The organism is Paenibacillus sp. FSL R5-0713 (assembly GCF_037973325.1).
Taxonomy (GTDB): Bacteria; Bacillota; Bacilli; order Paenibacillales; family Paenibacillaceae; genus Paenibacillus.
In genome coordinates, this window is sequence record NZ_CP150229.1 from 4,816,479 (window position 1) to 4,837,156 (window position 20,678).

Annotated in this window: 20 protein-coding genes; 9 read left to right on the plus strand and 11 right to left on the minus strand. The window is 45.7% G+C overall.

Features of this window, described 5'->3' with window-relative positions; all coding sequences use genetic code 11:
- Window positions 1–2 precede the first annotated feature (2 nt).
- A complete protein-coding gene (locus MKZ12_RS21495) occupies window positions 3–656 on the minus strand; it encodes a ribonuclease H family protein (RefSeq protein ID WP_339236178.1) in 654 nt (217 codons plus the stop codon).
- Window positions 657–810: 154 nt separating this feature from the next.
- On the opposite strand from MKZ12_RS21495, the gene MKZ12_RS21500 reads away from it, so the two are divergent.
- Window positions 811–1,446 (plus strand): DUF421 domain-containing protein, encoded by a 636-nt coding sequence (locus tag MKZ12_RS21500; protein ID WP_339256544.1) that lies wholly within the window; start codon window positions 811–813, stop codon window positions 1,444–1,446.
- 145 nt (window positions 1,447–1,591) lie between these two features.
- Here MKZ12_RS21500 and MKZ12_RS21505 read toward each other — a convergent pair whose 3' ends face one another.
- Window positions 1,592–2,359, minus strand: a complete 768-nt coding sequence (locus MKZ12_RS21505; RefSeq protein ID WP_339256546.1) for an ABC transporter ATP-binding protein — start codon at window positions 2,357–2,359, stop codon at window positions 1,592–1,594.
- 1 nt (window position 2,360) lies between these two features.
- The gene (locus MKZ12_RS21510) at window positions 2,361–3,470 is read right to left on the minus strand and encodes an iron ABC transporter permease (protein WP_339256548.1); all 1,110 of its coding nucleotides are present in this window, start codon (window positions 3,468–3,470) and stop codon (window positions 2,361–2,363) included.
- Between the two features lie 133 nt (window positions 3,471–3,603).
- On the opposite strand from MKZ12_RS21510, the gene MKZ12_RS21515 reads away from it, so the two are divergent.
- The 4 genes from MKZ12_RS21515 to MKZ12_RS21530 all read left to right on the plus strand — a co-directional run bounded on the left by MKZ12_RS21515 (window position 3,604) and on the right by MKZ12_RS21530 (window position 7,457).
- Window positions 3,604–4,668 (plus strand): ABC transporter substrate-binding protein, encoded by a 1,065-nt coding sequence (locus MKZ12_RS21515; protein ID WP_339256550.1) that lies wholly within the window; start codon window positions 3,604–3,606, stop codon window positions 4,666–4,668.
- A gap of 91 nt (window positions 4,669–4,759) precedes the next feature.
- Window positions 4,760–5,206 carry a MarR family transcriptional regulator gene (locus MKZ12_RS21520; RefSeq protein ID WP_339256552.1) on the plus strand — a complete coding sequence of 149 codons (447 nt, stop codon included), beginning with the start codon at window positions 4,760–4,762 and terminating at the stop codon, window positions 5,204–5,206.
- Window positions 5,207–5,262: 56 nt separating this feature from the next.
- Entirely contained in the window at window positions 5,263–6,126 is an 864-nt protein-coding gene (locus MKZ12_RS21525) for an alpha/beta hydrolase family protein (protein WP_339256553.1), read from the plus strand.
- 125 nt (window positions 6,127–6,251) lie between these two features.
- Complete coding sequence (locus MKZ12_RS21530) at window positions 6,252–7,457, plus strand: MFS transporter (protein ID WP_339256554.1); 1,206 nt, start codon at window positions 6,252–6,254, stop codon at window positions 7,455–7,457.
- A 125-nt stretch (window positions 7,458–7,582) separates the two neighbouring features.
- On the opposite strand, the gene MKZ12_RS21535 is transcribed toward MKZ12_RS21530, so the two are convergent.
- On the minus strand, window positions 7,583–8,035 hold the full coding sequence (locus tag MKZ12_RS21535) for an Lrp/AsnC family transcriptional regulator (protein ID WP_339236197.1): 453 nt from the start codon (window positions 8,033–8,035) through the stop codon (window positions 7,583–7,585).
- A gap of 170 nt (window positions 8,036–8,205) precedes the next feature.
- Between MKZ12_RS21535 and MKZ12_RS21540 the strand changes: the two genes are divergently transcribed.
- Complete coding sequence (locus MKZ12_RS21540; protein WP_339256556.1) at window positions 8,206–9,390, plus strand: serine hydrolase domain-containing protein; 1,185 nt, start codon at window positions 8,206–8,208, stop codon at window positions 9,388–9,390.
- A 59-nt stretch (window positions 9,391–9,449) separates the two neighbouring features.
- Here MKZ12_RS21540 and MKZ12_RS21545 read toward each other — a convergent pair whose 3' ends face one another.
- Together MKZ12_RS21545 and sigK are read right to left on the minus strand one after the other, a co-directional pair.
- Entirely contained in the window at window positions 9,450–10,808 is a 1,359-nt protein-coding gene (locus MKZ12_RS21545; protein WP_339256558.1) for an amino acid permease, read from the minus strand.
- Window positions 10,809–11,678: 870 nt separating this feature from the next.
- Complete coding sequence (gene sigK, locus MKZ12_RS21550) at window positions 11,679–12,377, minus strand: RNA polymerase sporulation sigma factor SigK (protein ID WP_090915017.1); 699 nt, start codon at window positions 12,375–12,377, stop codon at window positions 11,679–11,681.
- Between the two features lie 324 nt (window positions 12,378–12,701).
- On the opposite strand from sigK, the gene MKZ12_RS21555 reads away from it, so the two are divergent.
- Window positions 12,702–13,052: a hypothetical protein gene (locus MKZ12_RS21555; RefSeq protein WP_339256560.1), complete on the plus strand. Its 351-nt coding sequence runs from the start codon at window positions 12,702–12,704 to the stop codon at window positions 13,050–13,052.
- Between the two features lie 152 nt (window positions 13,053–13,204).
- Here the strand turns inward: MKZ12_RS21555 and MKZ12_RS21560 are convergent, their stop codons facing one another.
- The 4 genes from MKZ12_RS21560 to MKZ12_RS21575 form a co-directional block, all read right to left on the minus strand.
- Window positions 13,205–13,387, minus strand: a complete 183-nt coding sequence (locus tag MKZ12_RS21560; protein ID WP_249912092.1) for a hypothetical protein — start codon at window positions 13,385–13,387, stop codon at window positions 13,205–13,207.
- Window positions 13,388–13,631: 244 nt separating this feature from the next.
- Window positions 13,632–14,579, minus strand: a complete 948-nt coding sequence (locus MKZ12_RS21565; protein WP_339256562.1) for an alpha/beta hydrolase-fold protein — start codon at window positions 14,577–14,579, stop codon at window positions 13,632–13,634.
- Between the two features lie 399 nt (window positions 14,580–14,978).
- Window positions 14,979–16,226 carry an MFS transporter gene (locus MKZ12_RS21570; RefSeq protein WP_339256564.1) on the minus strand — a complete coding sequence of 416 codons (1,248 nt, stop codon included), beginning with the start codon at window positions 16,224–16,226 and terminating at the stop codon, window positions 14,979–14,981.
- Between the two features lie 26 nt (window positions 16,227–16,252).
- Window positions 16,253–17,179, minus strand: coding sequence for an ADP-ribosylglycohydrolase family protein (locus MKZ12_RS21575; RefSeq protein WP_339256566.1), 927 nt, complete (start codon window positions 17,177–17,179; stop codon window positions 16,253–16,255).
- 500 nt (window positions 17,180–17,679) lie between these two features.
- Here MKZ12_RS21575 and MKZ12_RS21580 point away from each other — a divergent pair, with 500 nt between their 5' ends.
- Both MKZ12_RS21580 and MKZ12_RS21585 read left to right on the plus strand, forming a co-directional pair.
- Window positions 17,680–18,348: an HAD family hydrolase gene (locus tag MKZ12_RS21580; RefSeq protein ID WP_253439552.1), complete on the plus strand. Its 669-nt coding sequence runs from the start codon at window positions 17,680–17,682 to the stop codon at window positions 18,346–18,348.
- Window positions 18,349–18,394: 46 nt separating this feature from the next.
- Window positions 18,395–19,567, plus strand: coding sequence for a mannitol-1-phosphate 5-dehydrogenase (locus MKZ12_RS21585; RefSeq protein ID WP_339256568.1), 1,173 nt, complete (start codon window positions 18,395–18,397; stop codon window positions 19,565–19,567).
- Between the two features lie 211 nt (window positions 19,568–19,778).
- Here the strand turns inward: MKZ12_RS21585 and MKZ12_RS21590 are convergent, their stop codons facing one another.
- Window positions 19,779–20,669 carry a hypothetical protein gene (locus MKZ12_RS21590; RefSeq protein WP_339256570.1) on the minus strand — a complete coding sequence of 297 codons (891 nt, stop codon included), beginning with the start codon at window positions 20,667–20,669 and terminating at the stop codon, window positions 19,779–19,781.
- Window positions 20,670–20,678 lie beyond the last annotated feature (9 nt).

A 20,678-nucleotide genomic window follows, 5' to 3' on the forward strand; every position in this document is an offset into this window, starting at 1 on the left:
ACTTACTTCCGGCCGTAGTCGGCCTTGATTTCGCCCCACTGTTTGGTCTGCCATTTGAGCACTTTATTGCTGTACGTATTCGTCTGGAGCCACTGTTCCGCACGGTCAATCATCAGCCAGATCTCTTCCGTGGAGTTGTCTCTTGGTAACGTCGTGGCTACTTTTTTCTGCTTCAGCCATTTCATGGCATTGACCGAGTCGGTATATACCGTTTTGGTACTTCCTTCTTTTTTCAGATATGCTAGGGCATGTACAATGGCCAGGAATTCGCCCAGATTGTTCGTGCCTTTGGAGATCGGTCCAACAGAGAAAATAGTCTCACCGGTGCGGGTGTCTACCCCTTTGTATTCTACAGGTCCGGGGTTACCACGTGTACCCACATCAACAGAGATACTGTCGTAATCCACTTCCTCCGACGTTTCCATGCCTGCGCTTCTTCCACTACCCGTTGACTTCTTCTTCGATGCTCCGCCGGCACTTGAACCCCAATTTCCTTTCCACCCGGCACGATACGCTTCTTCTGCAGCCGCTTTGGATTCATACGATTTATATTTAGCTCCGGTATACTGATCCGTCTGCGCTTTGCATTCTGCCCATGTACTGTACACACCTGGCTTCTTGCCTTCCCAGACAACATAGTATTTCTGTTTTGCCACTGTGACCCGCTCCTTTGTTTACTTCATCAATATCCTATTGTAAACGATCCGGTGGGATGAATGATAGTTATGGATTCAGTCACCTGCATAATTCCTCCAACTCCAGAACAGCCTAAGAAGCAAAGAGCATACTGGAATAGAAAGGAATATACTTATGGACTGGATATGGAAATCTGTTTTACTTGTACTTATCGGCATGATTCTGCTACGGATAGCCGGACGTAAATCTATCTCGCAGATGAGTGTTGCCACAACGGTCATCATGATCTCCATCGGAACAACGATTGTACAGCCCATCGCCAATCATGAGCTTGGCAAAGCGATTGGATCAGCATCAATATTCATTGTGACATTACTTGTGGTGGAACAACTTCAATTGAAATTTAATATTTTTGAACGGTTAATGAGTGGCAGTTCCAAAATGGTGGTCGAGGACGGGAAAGTCATTATTCCGAACCTGAAACGTATGCGTTATACGATGGACCAGCTCGAGATGCATATGCGGCAGAACGGAATTACGAGTGTAGATGACCTGGAGTCAGCAACGGTGGAACCTAATGGTCAACTCGGTTATGTCCTGAAACGACATGCTCGTCCCGTGACGATTGGAGATCTGGAGGAGATCCTGCGAAGTTATGCAATGACAGGTAGTAGTTCAGCAACGGCAGAACCCAAACAACAACAAAACAACAGCAGCAACTCTTCAACTCATAGTAATAACTCCACAGATATTTTCCAAGAAGTCAGCAATGGTGCTCATACTCACCCCGTTGATCCTAAGCTTCAATAGACGCACCTAGACCTGACCAAAAAAAGACCTACCTGCGAGCAATTAACAACATCGCTCCAACAGGTACGGTCTATTTTCACTTTGGATTGGTACTTCCAAGGCTCACATAAAACCCAAGGATTTGGTGCCCAATTTGCCGTCCGAATCACCGTGTACTCAGGTAAGCAATACCCAGGCCACCCGTCACCGGATTTGTATAGATTTCACAGTCTACATCGAATACCTCACCAATCATCTCGCGAGTCAGAATATCAGCCGGTTTGCCATGGACCACAATCTGGCCCTTCTTCACCACATAGAGATAATCGCAATATTCTGCAGCGAGTTCGAGATCATGCAGCGCAGCCAATATGCCAATGCCGAGTCCACGGACAATATTCAGAATCTGAAGTTGGTATTTGATGTCCAGATGGTTCGTCGGCTCGTCCAGGATCAGGAATTCAGGCTGTTGTGCCAGGACACGTGCTAATACGACACGCTGCTTCTCTCCACCAGACAATGACACATAATTGCGGTCTGCATGTCCAGTCAGATGTACTTTTTCCAAAGCCTGTTCCACAATTTCGTGGTCACGTTCATTATCCGTCTCCAGCATTTTTTTGTGCGGGGTACGCCCCATCATGACCATCTCGCGCACCGTAAAATCAAAGCTCAATTCATTAAACTGGCCGACAACACCCATATGTCTGGATACAACCTTCGGGCTGGATTTGAGAATATCGGTATGGTCGAGAAAAACCTTGCCTTGCTGCGGTTTGATCACTTTATAAATGCTCTTGAGTAACGTTGACTTGCCGCAACCATTCGGTCCGATCAGTCCGACGAACTGTTTGCCGTCCACCTGTAAAGAAATGTCCTTGATGATGTCCGTGTTCAGCACAGAGATGGATACATTTTCTACGTTCAGCTTCATGTTAATTTCCTCCAAAACCGTAGCCTTTTTTGACCAGCATATACATAAACATGGGTGCACCAATCATGGCCGTAATAATACCGATTGGCAGCTCCACACTGGATATGAGGGATCGTGCAATAACATCCGTCCAGATGAGGAAAATGGCTCCAAACAGCACGGACACAGGCATTACTTTACGATGGTCGGAACCCACCAGACCTCTGACGATATGCGGAATGATTAGTCCCACGAAACCAATCATGCCACAGCTCGCCACCATGACACCTGTCACCAAAGCGGTTAACAGCATATACACCCTGCGGTACACACTCAGATTAATGCCCAGTGTGACGGCTGCTTCATCTCCCAATAACATCGTATTGAGAACTCTGGACTGTAAAAGAAAGAATAGAATCGCCACCAGCACGACGATACCCACGAGTGGAAGCTTGTTCCATCCGGAAGATGCCAGACTGCCCATGGTCCAGAATGTCACCGTTTTGATGCCTTCAGCATTGTTGGCAAAATAAATAATAAAGTTCGAAAATGCGCTGCACAGCGCGTTAATTACCATTCCGGCAAGCACTAGCTTGACCGATGTCATTTTCCCCCGAATCCCTGCCAAAGTCAGGACCAGTAAGGATGCACCCATCGCTCCGGCAAAGGCCCAGAAAGCAACTCCGGTCTGACCAAGCCAGCCAATCGCACCAAAGCCAATGAGAATGGCAAAGGTCGCCCCAAGTGAAGCGCCTGAGGATATACCCAGTATGTATGGATCTGCCAACGGATTCTGCACAGCAGCCTGCATAACAGCACCGCACAAGGCCAAGCCTGCACCAATAAACATCGCCATCAGCACACGTGGGAAACGAATCTGCCAGATGATATCGGTAAAGGAACCTGCCTCAATGGGTGTTGTCCCCCACTGAAATCCCGTTAATTTGTACAAAAGAATACGATATGACTCCGCCAGTGGAATGTGTACCTGTCCAATGGAAACTGCAATACCTACAGAAATAACTGTAATCATGATTAAAGCTGCAATCAGTAAAGCAAACCCGGATTTACTCTGAATCAGAGACTCTCTTTTCCCCATACGCTGCGTCTGAACCTGAACCGTCTGTGTCATCTCTTCCCCCATCAATTCATGTAAATTGTAGAACATCATAAATTTAGCTATTTACAAAGCATTTTCTCGGATTATAATTGAGAATGATTATCTTTGTCAATTTAAAACACATCGAAAAGGGGTTCATCATTTCATGAAATTTACATCCAGAACGATTGGCATTGTTGCTCTAAGTCTCCTGTTGCTGCTGCTTGCAGCCTGTTCGAATGTTTCAACTTCCTCCACTGCCGGAGAAACAACTTCAACCACGAACACGACAGAAACTTCAACTTCTGCTCAGAATACAAATAAAACGACATACCCGCTCACCATTGAGAATTTCACGATCTCGGGTGAGGGTGGTGAATGGAAACCAAAAGTGCAAGTATTCGATAAAGCACCGGAACGTGTGGTTGCGAATACCCAATCTGCGGCAGAGATGCTCATCAAGTTGGGTCTGACCGATAAAATGGTCGGCGTTGCTGCTCTATACGGTTCCGTTACACCGGATGTGGCTGATGATTTCGCCAAAATTCCGGTATTGTCCAAGGATTACGTAGGTAAAGAGCTGGTTGTAGGTGCAAGCCCGGATCTGGTACTCGGACGGGGTGACCTGTTCGCTGATGCAGACTGGGGTGTGGGTACCGTCGATGGATTGAATGACATGAATATCCGCACATTCCTGCAAACGACGAATCACAAAGGCACACTCGAAAGCCTCTATAGCGATATCGCACAACTTGGGCAGATCTTCGACGTTCAAGAAAATGCCGCAACATTCACCGAAAGTCTGAAGACTCGTGTTGAAGCCATTAAGGCAAGTGTAGCCGATCAGCCTGAACATTCTTTTGCCTACATCGTACCTGCTACGGAAGACACCATTACGGTAAGCAGCATGCTGAACGATACGTATCAGCTTGATGCCCTGGGCCTGTTGAAGCTGAAAAACACGTTTGATGGTGTTCAAGGTGAGGTTAGTGTTGAACAGTTGATCACAGCGAACCCGGACTACCTGCTCTTGTCCGCGTACGCCGGTTCACCGGATATCGACAAGCTAATTGAAAATCTGTATGCCAACCCTGCCCTGCAAAGTATGAACGCAATCAAGAATAAACAGATCTATGTCACAGATTTCAGCCAGTTCTGGGGTTATGGATATCAGATTCTGGATGGTATTGAGAAAATGGGACAGGAAATGAAAGCTAATCCAATCAAGTAATCGCTGGAGCAAAGGAGCAGGAGAAGAAGTTCTCACTGCTCTTTTGATATACTCCGCAAGTAATACAACATGATCAAAGCTTGACATTAGTTTGATAACAAACTATATTACACATATGAAAACAAGAGACGCTATTTCACTCATATCCAAAATTAAAGAGAAGGTCAACCGCTTCATCCTCACCGAGATGGCTGAGCAAGGAATCCAGGATCTCGCCACGTCCCATGGAGATATTATCTATGCCCTGTACAACAATCACAGGATGACCATGGCTGAAATCGCCAAAAAAATTGGCAAGGATAAATCCACGGTAACTGCACTTGTGGACAAATTGGTGCGGACAGGATACGTCGTCAAGGAGCGTGATGCAACCGATTCACGCGTTGTTCATGTGGCTTTGACTGCGAAAGGCGAAGAATTAAAGCCGGCCTTTGAAGAGATATCGCAGCGCATGCTGGACGTGTTTTATGCGGACGTTACGGAAGCGGAGAAAAAAGAACTGCTGCGAATTTTAATGAAAATTCATGGCAACTTCTAATTTTTTTTGGAGAAATAGTTTGATATCAAACCAATATCTTGGAGGAGGTTTTTAGCATGACAGATTACGCAAAATTATTACCGAAACATGAGGTCAAGAAGATCGGAGAACATGATTTGCACTTGGAGATTTTCGAAGGAGCCCTACCTCATGATACCGAAACAGTGACCAAGAAGCCCCCTCTGCTGTTCCTTCACGGTGCCTACACAGGCAGCTGGATGTGGAGCAAATATATCCCCCATTTTGTCCAGCACGGTTGGACCTGTTATGTCATGAACTTGAGAAGTCATTACATGAGTCGGGTCATGGACATGACTAAGATTACGTTTGACGATTACTTGGAGGATATTCGGGAAGTGTTAGCCGGGATCAACGAACCTCCCATTCTTATTGGCTTCAGCATGGGCGGGATTCTCAGTCAAAAGATTGCAGAAAACGCTACTCTCGCAGGCCTGGTTGTCATTGATGCCAGTATAAGCAAAGAGGTCCATGACGCCGTACCTTATCCTGAAACAGATCGAGCGACCGTATCGGACATCATCATGCCTGCACCTGTCCGTGATGAACTGAGCAGTATAGATGAGACGGCAGAAGACATTGCTTTTCAGCGTAAGTATCTGCAAACGGAGTCTGCGAAGGCATTTGCTACCTTTTCAGCCCTGTGTGGAGCCGATGGAATATCCATTAATGGCGACCTGATCCATTGCCCCAGCTTGGTGATCAAGGCTGTTTCCTGTGAAGACGAAGATCAGAGAGGCCAATTAACTGCCAAGCAGCTGGGCGCTGCATATGCCGGACTGTGGGATACGACCCATACGGGTTTGCTGGTAGGCCAACGGTACTTGGAACCTGTCGAACTCATCCTTAAATGGATGAACAGACAGCATCCTTTTGAATTAACGGAAAAACTCACAAAATAAAGTAAATACCATGTTAAGAACTCCTTCTTACCTTTAATCCTGTATGCAAAAGTTTGTTTTTTTTAGATAAGCTTATATGCATAGTTCTGAATAGGATTAAATGATAAGAAAAGAGGTTTTAATTCATGGCCATTCACACAACCCTCCCCAAGCAAAGGGAGCTGCCTTCCATATCTTCAGAACGCCTTCCGTGGGCGGGGCTACTTGCTTTAGCCATGGCTGGATTCATTTGCATCCTCACTGAAAGTCTGCCTGCGGGACTGTTGCCGCAAATTGCAAAAGACTTGGGGGTCACCGAATCCCTCACTGGACAGTTGGTGACTCTTTATGCCATTGGATCACTTATTGCTGCCATTCCCTTGACTACTGCCACACGTGGATGGAGACGCCGACCTCTTCTGCTGGTATGCATCGGCGGCTTTCTTGTCTTTAACACCGTTACCGCCTTATCCTCAGATTATATCCTGACACTTGCTGCTCGTTTTATGGCCGGGGTCTCTGCGGGTGTGTTATGGGGAATGACAGCAGGTTATGCTCGTCGGATGGTCTCTGATTCGTTAAAAGGCAAGGCCATGGCCGTGGCTATGGTCGGCACTCCGGTGGCGTTAGCCCTGGGTGTCCCCATCGGCAGTTTTCTCAGTTCTTATATCGGCTGGCGCCTCATCTTCGGGATTGTATCGCTTCTGACCGCAGCTTTAATCGCATGGGTTCTCTGGAAAATGCCAGATTTTGCAGGAGAACCGGCCGGGGAACGTCTTCCCCTGCATAAAGTATTTGTAATTCCGGGAGTCAGACCCATTCTGTTTGTTGTTCTGGCCTGGATGCTTGCCCATAATATCCTTTACACCTATATTTCCCCCTACCTTGCCCAGACCGTATTTGCAAACAGAGTAGACTTGATTTTACTCATTTTCGGTATCACTTCCATTGTGGGAATTTGGTTAACCGGAATGCTCATTGACCGATTTTTGCGTAGATTAGTGATTATCAGTCTGGCAGCATTCGCTCTGGGATCTGTCGTGATGGGAATCGGTACTGATCAACCTGTGATGATTATCCTTGGCATCATGATCTGGGGAATTACGTTTGGCGGGGCTGCCACGCTACTGCAAACTGCCATTGCTCAAGCCGGAGGTAAAAGTACAGATGTCGCCCAATCGATGCTGGTTACAGCATGGAATCTGGCCATTGGTGGAGGAGGCATCATCGGGGGCATCCTTCTTGAAGTACTGGGAGCAGGATACCTTGCCGGGTCGTTGTTTATCTTGCTCATTCCTGCATTGCTCGTAGCTATGAGGGCTTATACATATGGATTCCCCAAAGCTAAATAACAGGAAGGCATTTTGCATGAGATACCATGAGTTACACCATGAGTTACACAAAGAACCAAAGAGGAGTTCACTTGATGTGAACTCCTCTTCTGTATTTCATTTTATAGATTATATAGACTGCGGTCTTATTCTGTCTGTGCCAGCAAATTCGGTCCTTGCATCAGATTTTTATGTGCAATCGGAGAAGACATCGTAATCAAGGTCATGTAAGTCCCGTATGGGTCACACTTGTTCTGGAACTCTTCAAGTCCCTGGATCGTGTCTGTAAGGATTTTCAGCAAGTAGTTATACTCCCCGCTAATCCGATAACATTCCACGACTTCAGGTGACGCACGGCAGAAATCCAGGAAGGGATAACAATCCCGTGTACGAAAGAGGACATATGCCGTGCTCTGCTTGCCCAATTTGGATGGGGAGATCACTGTACGATATTCCTCGATAACCCCCTTTTCTTCCATTCGTTTGACGCGTTCAGTCACAGCTGGTTGAGATAATCCGACTAATTTTCCTAATTCGGTCATGGATAATCTCGCCTGATTCTCCAAGTGAAACAGAATATGCTGATCTATTTCGTCCATGTAATACACCCCTTTAAATACATAAGATATAGGCTGGAATAACCTTAAGTATATCTGATAAATCACTATAATACCTTTAGTAATCCATGTAATACAACATTAATCATTTATATAATAAGCACAGTCACAATAATGAATCAAGCATATCACCTGAAGAGAGGAAGTTTGGAATGGAAAAAGAAAATAAGGCAACATTGCATACTTATGTGAATGAGGCAATAGACCGTGCTATAAGCGAAAACAGAATCGTGGGAACGGTTGTACAAGTTGCAATAGGAGGAGAACTGATCTACAGCCGGGCTGCTGGTTTCGCAGACAGGGAGCAAAAGCGTACCATGGCAGAAAACGCTCTGTTTCGACTGGCTTCCGTAAGCAAACCCATTGTGTCCACAGCAGCTCTGGCATTGGTCTCACAAGGACAACTGAGTCTACATGATCAGGTGACTCGCTGGCTACCTGCATTCCAGCCCAAGCTTGCCAATGGTCAGGACACCCAAATAACCATTCAGCAATTGATGACACACACCGCTGGCTTGACCTATCGGTTTTTCCAAGAAGAGCAAGGAACCTATGAACGTGCAGGTATCTCGGATGGAATGGATTTATCTGAATTAAGTCTGGAGGAGAATCTCCAAAGGCTTGCTTCTGTTCCTCTTATATATGAGCCAGGACACATGTGGAGGTATTCCATCGCGACAGATGTACTCGGAGCTGTTATTGAAAAGGTAACCGGAATGTCATTGAGAGAAGCTGTTCAATTGCTGGTTACTCGTCCACTTCACATGAAGGATACTGATTTTGTTGCGGTGGATTCGGATCGGTTGACCGCTGCATACGCTGATGGTTCTGAAGAACCGCGTCTTCTCCATAATCAATTGGAGCAGGTCCCCTTTATTGAAGGTACTGCCGGTTTCCGGCTTGCCCCCAATCGTGCAAATCAACCTTCGGCTTATGCATCAGGCGGAGCGGGAATGGTTGGAAGCACCGGAGATTTTCTCACTTTACTTGAGACATTGCGGCAAGGGGGACAGCCCATTCTTACCGAAGCTGTTGCCTCTAAGATGTCCACGAATCAAATCGGTGAACTCGACATGCCGTATTGGCCAGGAAGAGGGTTCGGCCTTGGATTTACAATACTTAAAGACCCTGTTGCAGCTGGTACACCGGAATCCCCGGGAACGTGGCGGATGGGCGGAACCTACGGTCACTCCTGGTTTGTCGATCCAAAAGAAGAACTTAGTGTTGTCGCATTCACCAATACGGCACTTGAAGGGATGTCGGGAAAGTATACTACCGATATCTGTGATGCCATCTACGCAGGCATTCGCGAAAGCAACGAGGCTGCAAGAATTTAAATACGAATAACCGCCCAATATCATTGGGCGGCTTTATTTGGCGACAATGGTAAGACCTACTATCTGTCACTGCTCAAGTTTCTCTTTTTAAAAAGGTAAATCCCTGCAACCAGGATAAACCACACCGGCGTGACAAATAACGCCACTCGCGTGTCTTCAGCCAATGCCAATACCACCAGCACAAACGCGAGAAAAGCCAAAATCAAGTAGTTCGAGAACGGATAAAGTGGCAGTTTGAAGCGGCTCCGACTCGCAAGTTCCGGCTGAGTACGACGATATCGGAGATGACAGATCACCATGATACCCCAGACAAAGATGAAGCACACCGTCGACACACTTGTGATCAGCGTAAATACGCCTTCTGGCATGATATAGTTCAAAACAATTGCAATCAAAATAACAATCGTGGAGAAAAACAGCGCATTGGCAGGAACCTTCCTGTTATTCAGACGTGCAAATGACTCGGGGGCGTTGCGATCCTTTGCCATCGAGAACATCATACGGCTTGTACTGAAAATGGCGCTGTTACAAGCCGAAGCTGCGGAAGTCAGTACCACGAAATTCACAATGCCTGCGGCAGCCGCAATTCCCACAGCGGCAAACACCTGTACAAACGGACTTTCAGTCGGCACAATGGCGTTCCACGGGTAGATACTCATAATAATCAGCAGTGCGCCAACATAGAAGAGCAGTACCCGGATCGGGATCTGATTAATTGCTCTCGGAATAACCTTCTCTGGGTTCTCCGTCTCTCCAGCAGTGAGTCCCACCAGTTCCATGCCTACAAAGGCGAAAACTACCATCTGGAACGATATGATGAAGCCATGCAGTCCATTCGGGAACCACCCCCCATGACTCCACAGATTGGTGAAGCTTGCAGGACCCTGATCCGTTGTAAAACCTTTGAAAATCATATATAAACCAACCACAATAAGTGCCAGAATAGCCACCACTTTAATCAGGGCAAACCAGAATTCCATCTCACCAAACAACTTGACCGTTGCCAAGTTCATAATTAGCAAAATGACTAACGCAATTAACCCTGGCATCCACTGCGGTACATTCGGAAACCAAAACTGCGTATATAAACCAACGGCGGTAATATCGGCCATGGCAATGGAAATCCAACAGAACCAATAGGTCCAGCCTGTAATAAATGCCGCCATATTTCCCAGGTAATCACGCACAAAATCGACAAAGGAATGATACTGCAAGTTGCTTAAGAGCAGCTCCCCCAATGCACGCATGATCAGGAACAACACAACACCCGTAATAATGTAGGCAAGCAAGATGGATGGTCCTGTCAGTTGGATCGTTTTGCCTGCTCCCAGAAACAGACCTGTCCCGATCGCACCTCCGATCGCCATCAATTGCACATGTCGGTTCTTTAATCCCCTTGTTAACGTTTCTTGCTGCATGATCAACCACCACTCTCTTTCTGCACATGCTCTCTACGATGAAAAATAATATTAATCATCATATAATAATCTGCCCAGAATACATATCCCTCTTTATATATTTTTTTTGCACAGCAAAAAGCATGTCCCACACGTCATGGATATGATAGGGGGTATGCTCTTTGCTGTGTTATTTTGTTTTAATGAACCTGACACACGTTATTCCCTCCCATTTGCCATTGGATGAGGCGGAATCCCTTTTGAGACAGTACCTGATTATGTACATGTTTACCATACATACCTAAGGAAATATATTAAAATATAAACCAAACATAGAACGGAAACGAATAAGAAGGCAATCGCTAATGGTCGATCGTTTTTCCAATTTCGAATCGCATTAGCAACATTAATTATGATTAACGCAAAAAAGTTGATAACACTGGAATACCATTGAAATGAGTTGAACACGATCATCATAAATCCTACGATCCAGACGAACCAAAACCAAAGTGGAATTTTCAGAAAAAGCTGCTTCATTATGTTGTACTCCTTATATATTAAATCGGTCTATGTACAAGATATTCTTCAACGTAGATATAAATCCCTTTATTTAGGTTATAATCCTAAATAATTAATACGATTTAGATCCAATTTTAAGCATCTTCATAGTAAAAAGGGCCCCGATAAAGGCGCCCTCTTGTCTGTTTAGTAATTTCTTTGCTTATCCAATCTGTTCTGAGGATATCGATCAGTGTAATTTCATTTCCCTCTTTGTCCGTACCAATTTCAGAGAGCGCAGTGTATCAAATTTTCGATCTTCATGCATCCAGCTACAATTGATGGGTTCGGAAAGCACCATCGTTTTAACGAATAGCGCTATCTAACCAGCAACTATTTTTGCTTATAAAACTCATGATACAGCTTCATTAACGCCCGCTTCTCAATCCGTGATACATAAGAACGTGAGATGCCCAGTTCCTTTGCAATTTCGCGTTGAGTTCGTTCTTCCCCGCCTGCTTCCAGACCAAATCGACCGATGACAACTTCCTTCTCCCGATCATCCAGGATATCTAGATTGCGATAAATTTTGCTTTTTTCAATCTTGAGCTGTACCCGATCTACGACATCATCAGCTTCTGTGCCAAGGATATCGATCAATGTAATTTCATTGCCTTCTTTATCTGTACCAATAGGGTCGTGCAAGGATACGTCTTTGCGTGTTTTCTTCAGGGAACGGAGATGCATAAGTATCTCGTTTTCAATACACCTTGCTGCAAACGTGGCAAGCTTCGTGCCTTTGCCTTGTTGAAAACTTTCGATGGCTTTGATCAAACCGATGGTTCCGATGGAAATCAGATCTTCCTGATCTTCACCCGTATTGTCAAACTTCTTGACGATATGCGCGACGAGGCGCAGATTGTGTTCAATGAGCAGATTGCGAGAGTGAGCATTGCCTTCAGCCATAAGGCGTAAATGTTTGGCTTCATCATCCTCAGCCAGTGGCTGGGGGAACGCATTATTTTTGACATACGAGACGAGTAACGTTAACTCTTTAATGAATAGAGCAATTGCGGTAAACAATCCGGGCACAGATGACACCTCCTGCAGTTTTACAACGATCTGGCCTGAGCACATGTGGGAACAGGGTCGATTTATTGTATGTAGGCAGAGGCCCAGAAGTGCATGTACGGGGAAATAGGTACGGGCTATAAAGCTTTAAAAAATATTATTTTATGTAAATGGAGTGTGCAGCATATGCAACCTTTTAATATCGCCTTTCTCCTTCCTTAATGAAGCATCAACTTCATGAAGTTACGATAAAAGAAATTTATTCCATTAAAGATGTAAACATGCTAACATATTAAAATGCTACTTTTTGACTACGAATTAGCACATAAGACTCAGGAGGATGTTATGGGAACCGCATCACAACAGAAGGCGAAAAAGGAAATTAAGAAAGTAGACAGACTTGGCAGAGCAGTAGTATCCTTTATATTTAGTTTTATTGGATTAGCCTCCCTCGGTTTATTCCATATGGCAATGGAAGCAAATAAAAGCTACAATACAAATGGAAACGGAATAATGATCACAATGGCATTGGTTCTATTAATTAACGCAACTAGTTTTTTTCTTGGCATGAGTGCTCGACGTTCAACATCGGGAAGAGGGTTGGCTATTGCGGCAATTACTATAAGCTCAATTCCACTGGCTCTTATGCTTCTATTAATAATAGGTACAATGCTTGCGATGTTTTTAATGCACTAAGCCCTAACTGGGCTTTTTTATTTCATCAGTACTAATGTCAAGTGGATAGATCCCCCTTCAATCTAAATGTGTATCTTCAAGAAAACTAAAAAAAGGTGACACCCCAGGGCCACCTGACACTAAATAAATGATTATAAGACCTTACGAAGATTTCACAGACTCACAGAAACGATGGAGCCCACCCGCTGAAGCAGAAGAAATTCTTTCTCCACACTTTCGATAAAATACTTCTTTTCACCAAATAGGACAACATCATTCTGGGCTAATGAAACATCGCTTTTAAAATAGATCACATTGTCCGTTTCACGGAACGCACCTTTGTAATAAAACATCATATCCCTCTCCTTCATCACAGTACCTATACCTATGTAATAATAAATTAAACCAATACGTACACTCTCATTAACCCCAACTACAAAATTAATAATACTCTAAATGTTCCATTCAGATGACTTGATTCATCATAAAAACACAAAAACCCCAGCTCTGTATGAAACAGAACTGAGGTTGCAGTTCTTCCAATATAATAATTCCCAACACATATCCTTTAAACTACAAACCCCTAGGAGTACCGGTTAATTACTTGAAGATTCGTTGTGAGAACTGATACAGGCCGCTGTTCCAGACAGATGGTTCGTGTCCACCTACATCCAGATAAAACGTATGCGGAATGTTCATGCTACTCAAGCCGTTTTTGAAATTCTGGCTGACCCATAACAGACCATCACTCGATCCGCAGGAGATCCACAACAATTTCAGTTGGCTAGCAACTTGTCCCGGGTTGGACACCAGCTGCGATACAGATTGCGTATTCGGTGCAGCCGAGAAGGCCCCTACCCAAGCGAAGGTACTCAGATTTTTCAATCCGAAGTTAAGTGACTGCCCACCACCCATGGACAGACCGGCCAGCGCACGACTATTCTTGTCTTTGTATACCGGATAATTAGCCTCGATGTGAGGAATCAGATCCTTGAGCAGGTCTTGTTCAAACCGTTCAAACGCAGCCACTTTGTCCGGAGCAAAGATGTCACCCACTGGACGGTCGTCCTTCATGGCACGGCCATTCGGCATAACAACGATCATATCTGACAGTTTGCCTTCGGAATACAGGTTATCCAGAATATTCTTCGGTTTCATAGCGTTAACCCACTCATACTCATCCCCGCCGATGCCGTGCAAGAGATACAGAACGTTATACTTTTTATTCGGAGAATATCCTGGCGGTGTATACACCGTCGCTTTCCGTGTATTTCCTACCGTTGTGGAATAATAGGAGATCAGATTGGTATTGCCGTGCGGAATATTGTTGCGATAGGCATCATAACCCGGCGGTGCAGGCACAACCGGAGTGTTAGCAAGCGCATTTTGCCCGGAATTATCCAGGGTCCCGGTCGTTCCCTGATCTACCACCGCCTGAATGGGGCTAGGGGCTGCGGTTTCCTGCATATCGGCTGCAGACGCCATTGTAGGTACAAGGAGTGCTGCTGTGATGGAGAGACTCAGAATCTTGGACAGACCTTTTTTCATCAGTATCAATCTCCTTTGGAATATGATTTTAAATCGTGTACGAACCTCATAACAGGTCTTTCAGATATACAACCCCTAATTGAAAGCCCTTACATTTTAGAGTGAAGTCCCTCCTTCCTACGCACGAATACGTCTTGCTGTTCTTCACCTTTCCTAATACAGATGCCAACATTCACTATCCATAATTTACAAACAATTCCAATTACATTTTCATTATATCACCTTATATGTCTTGTACATCATCAAAAAACTTAAATATCTATACCTTCTACTTAAAAAAGTATACTTCTGCACGCCACCAGACCGTCTATTCACTCCCAACTCCGGATTCATCATGGCATAAAAAACACCTCAATTCTCCATGTTCAATGGAAGAATTGAGGTGAACGGATTTTATGTTCAGCTTGCCGACACGGCCTCTGCAACCTCGACTACCTCTGGTCCATGATGTTTACGCCCCATGAACAGACTGTAGAGCAGTCCCAGCAAACCCAATCCGGCAATAACTGCTGCATATAAAGGAACGGATATAAGTCCAGTATGGGTAATTGCATACCCGCCCAGATAGGCACCACCTGCATTCCCCAGGTTAAATGCAGAGTGACTTGATGTCGTCGCCAGCAGTGGCGCTTCGCGGGTCATATTCATGATGCGAATCTGTAATCCCGGCATAATGCCAAAAGCGGCAACCCCCCACAAGAATATCGTGATTACAGCAAGATAAGGATTCTCCAGCGTAAGCGTAAGTGCAGCCAGAAGCACCGCCAGTATTCCAAAGTTGACGATCAACGAAGGCATTAGCTTCCAATCTGCGAGACGGCCGCCAACCATGTTGCCCAACGTAACACCAAATCCGAACAGCACCAGAATCCAGGTCACACTTTGCTCGGCAAAACCACTAATGTCCACAAGCATCGGCGTGATATACGTAAATACAGCAAACAGACTTCCACAGCCCATTGCTCCCACGAGCAGAACCAATAATACTTGGGGACGGACCAGATTCCGAAATTGCTGCCCGAGGTTTGCTGGTGCGCCTTGCGGGAGAACGGGAATGAAACGAATGATGCCAATCAACGAAATGATGCCCAAGATCGTAATTGCTCCAAAAGATGACCGCCATCCAAGCTGTTGCCCGATAAACGTACCAAACGGAACGCCAATGATATTGGCAATCGTTAGCCCCGCGAGAACAACCGATACCGCTCCTGCCCTTCTCTCGGGTGCAACAAGCCGCGTTGCCATGATCGAACCTACACCAAGGAACGTACCATGGGCAAATGCCGTTAATATCCGCGCTGAAATTAACAACCCGTATGTCGGGGCAATGACAGACAATGCGTTCCCGATAATGAAAATGCACATGAGCAACACCAGCAGTTTCTTCTGTGGAATCTTGTGGGTGAACACGGTTAAGATCGGCGCACCTACCGCTACACCAAGCGCATATCCCGTGATGAGTTGTCCTGCCTGTGGAATGCTTACATTCAAGTCTGTTGCCACATTGGGCAGCAGGCCCATAATGATGAATTCAGTCATACCAATCGCAAAAGCTCCAATCGTCAGACATAACAGGGACAATGGAAATGCCCCTCGTTTACCAGACTGCGAAGCCTCTAATTCTGTTTTGTGTCCAGTCGTGCTCATAGATGTTCTCTTCTCCTATCTCTTTATCAACGAGTTTCTGTCGCCTTCAACCACAAGGCTTCTGTTAGTTGTTCGAACGTTTCAGGCATAGCCAACTTGTCCCGCCAGTGTGCCGGAATACCACTCAGTCCATAATAAGCACCAGCGATCTGTCCGTACACCGCGCCCGTAGTGTCCGCATCATCACCCAGATTAACAGCTAACAATGCGCCTTCTTCAAAACTTGCCGACTTATGGAACGCCCATAATGCTGCCTCAAGTGAACGAACCACATAACCACTACCCTTAATGTCGGGCGGCTCTTTACTCTGATAGGAACCCATGACAACCTCTTCAATAGCAGGTGAAAATACAGTCTCTTCCCTCCACTGTCGGCATGTCTTCGGCATTAGCATGACGTCTTTGTCCGCTCCGTGCAGTCCAGCAACAAGTATGGCAGCCAATACCTCACATGCCTCTACGCTTTCCGCTGCGGCATGCGTTGTGCGAGAACTCAACCCGGCATAGCGGACTGCCTCGTTTGGTTGATTGGCGTAAGCCAACGCGACAGGAGCAAGCCTCATAATAGAGCCGTTGCCCGCCGTCATCGGGTCAGCTGATCCGCTGAAGGCTTCTCCAGTGATCTCAAACCTCTCCAGAGCACTTCGCGTGGCCCCGCCGATATCGAAGCAGTCGCCTGTACTGCTCATATATCCGACCCTGTACCAATTCGTATATCTGCGCATCTGATCCGCAGGATCGAAGTCTGCCTTGCGCACCAAACTTTCTGCCAAACATAGAGCCATGGAGGTATCATCTGTCCACTGTCCTGCTTTTAGCCCGAATACGCCGCCTCCCACGATATCCGTTACAGGTTCAAATGTGCCCGGACTGCTGAATTCCACGGTAGTTCCGAGCGCATCACCCACTGCAAGCCCGATGAAGCAGCCATTGAAATGGTCTCTTAGCAGCATGCTTGTCTTCCTCCCTTACTCCATATACTTTCAGAATCTTTCTTCTATTTTCCCACAGGGTTTAATCCGGCGTAAAGCTAATATTCCTGATAACAGGAACACGATTTCTTCTATTATAAAAGTGTCGAAAGCTGTTGAAGGATCAGAAAAGCCCATTTTCATAAAAATTCTTTTATTTTATTATGCTGAAAAAACAGTTTATTCAGTACACCGCTTACATGTAAAGGGCTTAACGGTTTGCAAGGTTCATCACTTTCTGAAATACGTCATTCATGTGAAAATTTTCAATGTAAACATTCATAACACACTTGACCCCCAAGTTTGTCCTATGTTACGGTTTTATTAGCTTTTAACGCATATTTTTTCCCAATTTAATATCCATTAACGATAAACTGCGTCAGATAACATTCCGCAGGTTAATGAATATACGGAAATGAATTTGCAGAAAACTTTCATTTTGTTTTATCCCAAACTAATTCTGAAACAGGAGGAACAAATTTATGATTAAGGCACTGGTGTTTGATTTCGACGGAACGATTATTGATACAGAGACAGCATGGTATATTGCTTTTCGTGATGCTTACAAGGAACACGGCGTAGATCTAACCCTGGAGATGTACTCACAATGCATCGGGACCAGTCTGAAAACATTTAATCCGTATGAGTACCTCATCACAGATTTGAATCTTCCGATCGATCGGGAAGCGTTCAGGGAGTCCGTTCAGTTGCAGCACGCTGCATTGATGAACAAGGAGAAGGTACGTCCTGGTATTCAGGAATATCTTGAACAAGCACGTGAAGCCGGATTGAAACTCGCTGTAGCCTCCAGCTCCAAACGGGAGTGGGTTGAACAGCATCTGGAACAACTAAAACTGAAAGATTATTTTGAAGTCATTCGTACGGCAGATGATGTAGCGAATGTAAAGCCTGACCCGGAACTCTACAATCAAGCGCTTGAAGCCCTTGGAGTAACTGCAGACGAAGCCGTAGCGATTGAGGATTCACCTAACGGCGCGCGTGCAGCTGCTGCGGCTGGTATGCACTGCGTAGTCATCTCGAATACCATCACCGGAACACTGGAATTCGATATGCCTCACCAACGGCTTTCTTGCTTGACTGACCTTGCATTTAACGATTTGATTTCGAAGCCACTCGTCACTACCGTCTAAGGTCTGCACGAATTTCGCAATTTAATCCTTAAGGGGGAGTTCACACATGAAAGCTGTACATTTTGGTGCGGGCAATATAGGCCGCGGTTTTATCGGTCATATGTTGTCCGCTTCCGATTACGAAGTCTGCTTTGTCGCACGTAACCCGAAGAAAATCTCCATGCTTCAAGAGAGACAGGAATACCCGATTACACTTGCCAATAGCGAACAGGATACAACAATTGTCAACAATGTGACGGCGATCAACGTAAGTGAGCAAAATCTGGTTGCTGAAGAGATTGCTTCAGCTGATGTGATTACAACTGCGGTGGGTGTATCTGCACTCGGAGATATCGCAGAGCCAATCGCCAAAGGCATTCAACTTCGCATGAAAAACAATAATCAGGCGCCACTGCATATCATCGCTTGCGAGAATGCCATCGGTGGCAGCACCCGGCTGAAGAAACGCATCTATCCATTCCTGGATGAACAGACTCGCAATAAAGCCGAACGTTATGTTTCTTTCCCCAATGCAGCTGTGGATCGGATTGTTCCGGCCCAAAACCACAAAGACCCGCTGCAGGTCACGGTTGAACCTTTTTACGAATGGGTCGTTCATCGTCCAGCACTTCTGGATGGTTTTAAAGAAATTGACGGTGTTCACTATGTGGATTCCCTTGAACCTTATATCGAACGTAAAATGTTTACGGTGAATACAGGCCACTGTGTCGCCGCATACTTCGGATATCTTGAAGGATTCAAGACAATCCGGCAGGTCATGAGCAACTCCACCCTGCGGTCCAAGGTACGTCAGGTTATGGAAGAGACCGGTGAGATGCTCATCCAGAAGCACGGATTTAACGCTCAGAAGCATAACAAATATATCGACACCATACTGGAACGCTTTGCTAACCCCAACCTGACAGATCAGGTCACTCGGGTCGGACGTTCCCCCCTTCGCAAGCTCTCGCCACATGATCGGCTTGTTCGCCCAGCGATGCAGGCCAGTGAATTCGGAATCAAAATTCCTCATTTAACTTCTGCTATGGCGGCCGCAATGCTATTCAATGACAAACGCGACGAGGAAGCCATGAAGCTACAACACATGATTCGCGAAGATGGCGTCTCCGCCTTCATCCGTGAACGCATGGGAATTCCCGACGAACATCCCGTTCATCAGAATGTAATTGCCAGCTATCAGGAACTCAGAGGGCGTAAGGAATCGACTATATTAACCTGAATATGCCTATCAGTCCTATCCAGGCTATTGATTCGATTCTGCTAACTGAATATTAATACGGTGAAGAAGCCGGGAGGAACCTATGCATGGGCATCGTTCCTTCCGGCTCTTTGTCTTTGCATACCCGCTACACTCTATAGTGTAGGGACCCTCAACAAAAACAGCGTATCTCCTCTCTCAAGGAAACACGCTGTTTAGGGAATCTTTTTTTCTACTCATTCATGATGGAATTAAGGGATGCATATGCCATGGGCAGGAAACCTTCAGACGGTTCCCCAATCGGTGCATGAATATGGAAAACGAAGCCATTACCGTCCAGTTCTTTCACAATAAAGTACTCTGTTTTCTTATCATTCTGGGACATCATGTACAATTTTGCATCCTTCATCGGCCCATTACTGAGTTGTTCAGCCGTCAATTGCTTCACTTCTCCGGTCTCGGACAACTCTTCCTTGGCGTCCATCTTCAGCACATCCAGATTGTAATCCGCCGGCAGCTTTTCAATCTCTACCTCATAGTCGGGATCAATCTTCATGGTCAATTCCTGATCTTCCGCGTCAAAAGCCATCGGTTCAAACACATAAAGTGAATAACCTTTTGCTTGTGCCAGTGTCACTGGTCGCTTCTCGGTCATGCCTTCTACCGTCACTTCCAGCTCTGCTGTCTTCGGACGATCGGAGGTTACAGTGCCACCTCCATTGGAACCATTATTATCATCACTCGATTCAATCTTAGCAATCTCTGTAAGTACAAGCTGTTTCGTTGTTGCATCAATGGTTTTCTCTACATATTTGAAACGAACGGAATCTTCGTCATCGATATCATCCAAAGACTTCTGCAGGTCTTCGCCCACCTGGAAAGACATCGGTTTGTCATTCACACGAATCTCGACGGTGTGCGGATCAGCCCATCCGGTGAGAATCCCTTCCGCTTCTATTACAGCACTTTCATTCGGTTGTTGCTCTGGTGCTGGTGACTGTTCTTTCGTATTATTCACCGGTGGCTGTGCTGCAGGATTACTGTTCCCACAGGCCACAAGCGAGAATCCCATAAGTAAAACCAGGAGTGATGCACTGACTTTCATTGTATTTCCTTTTCGCATATGAACACC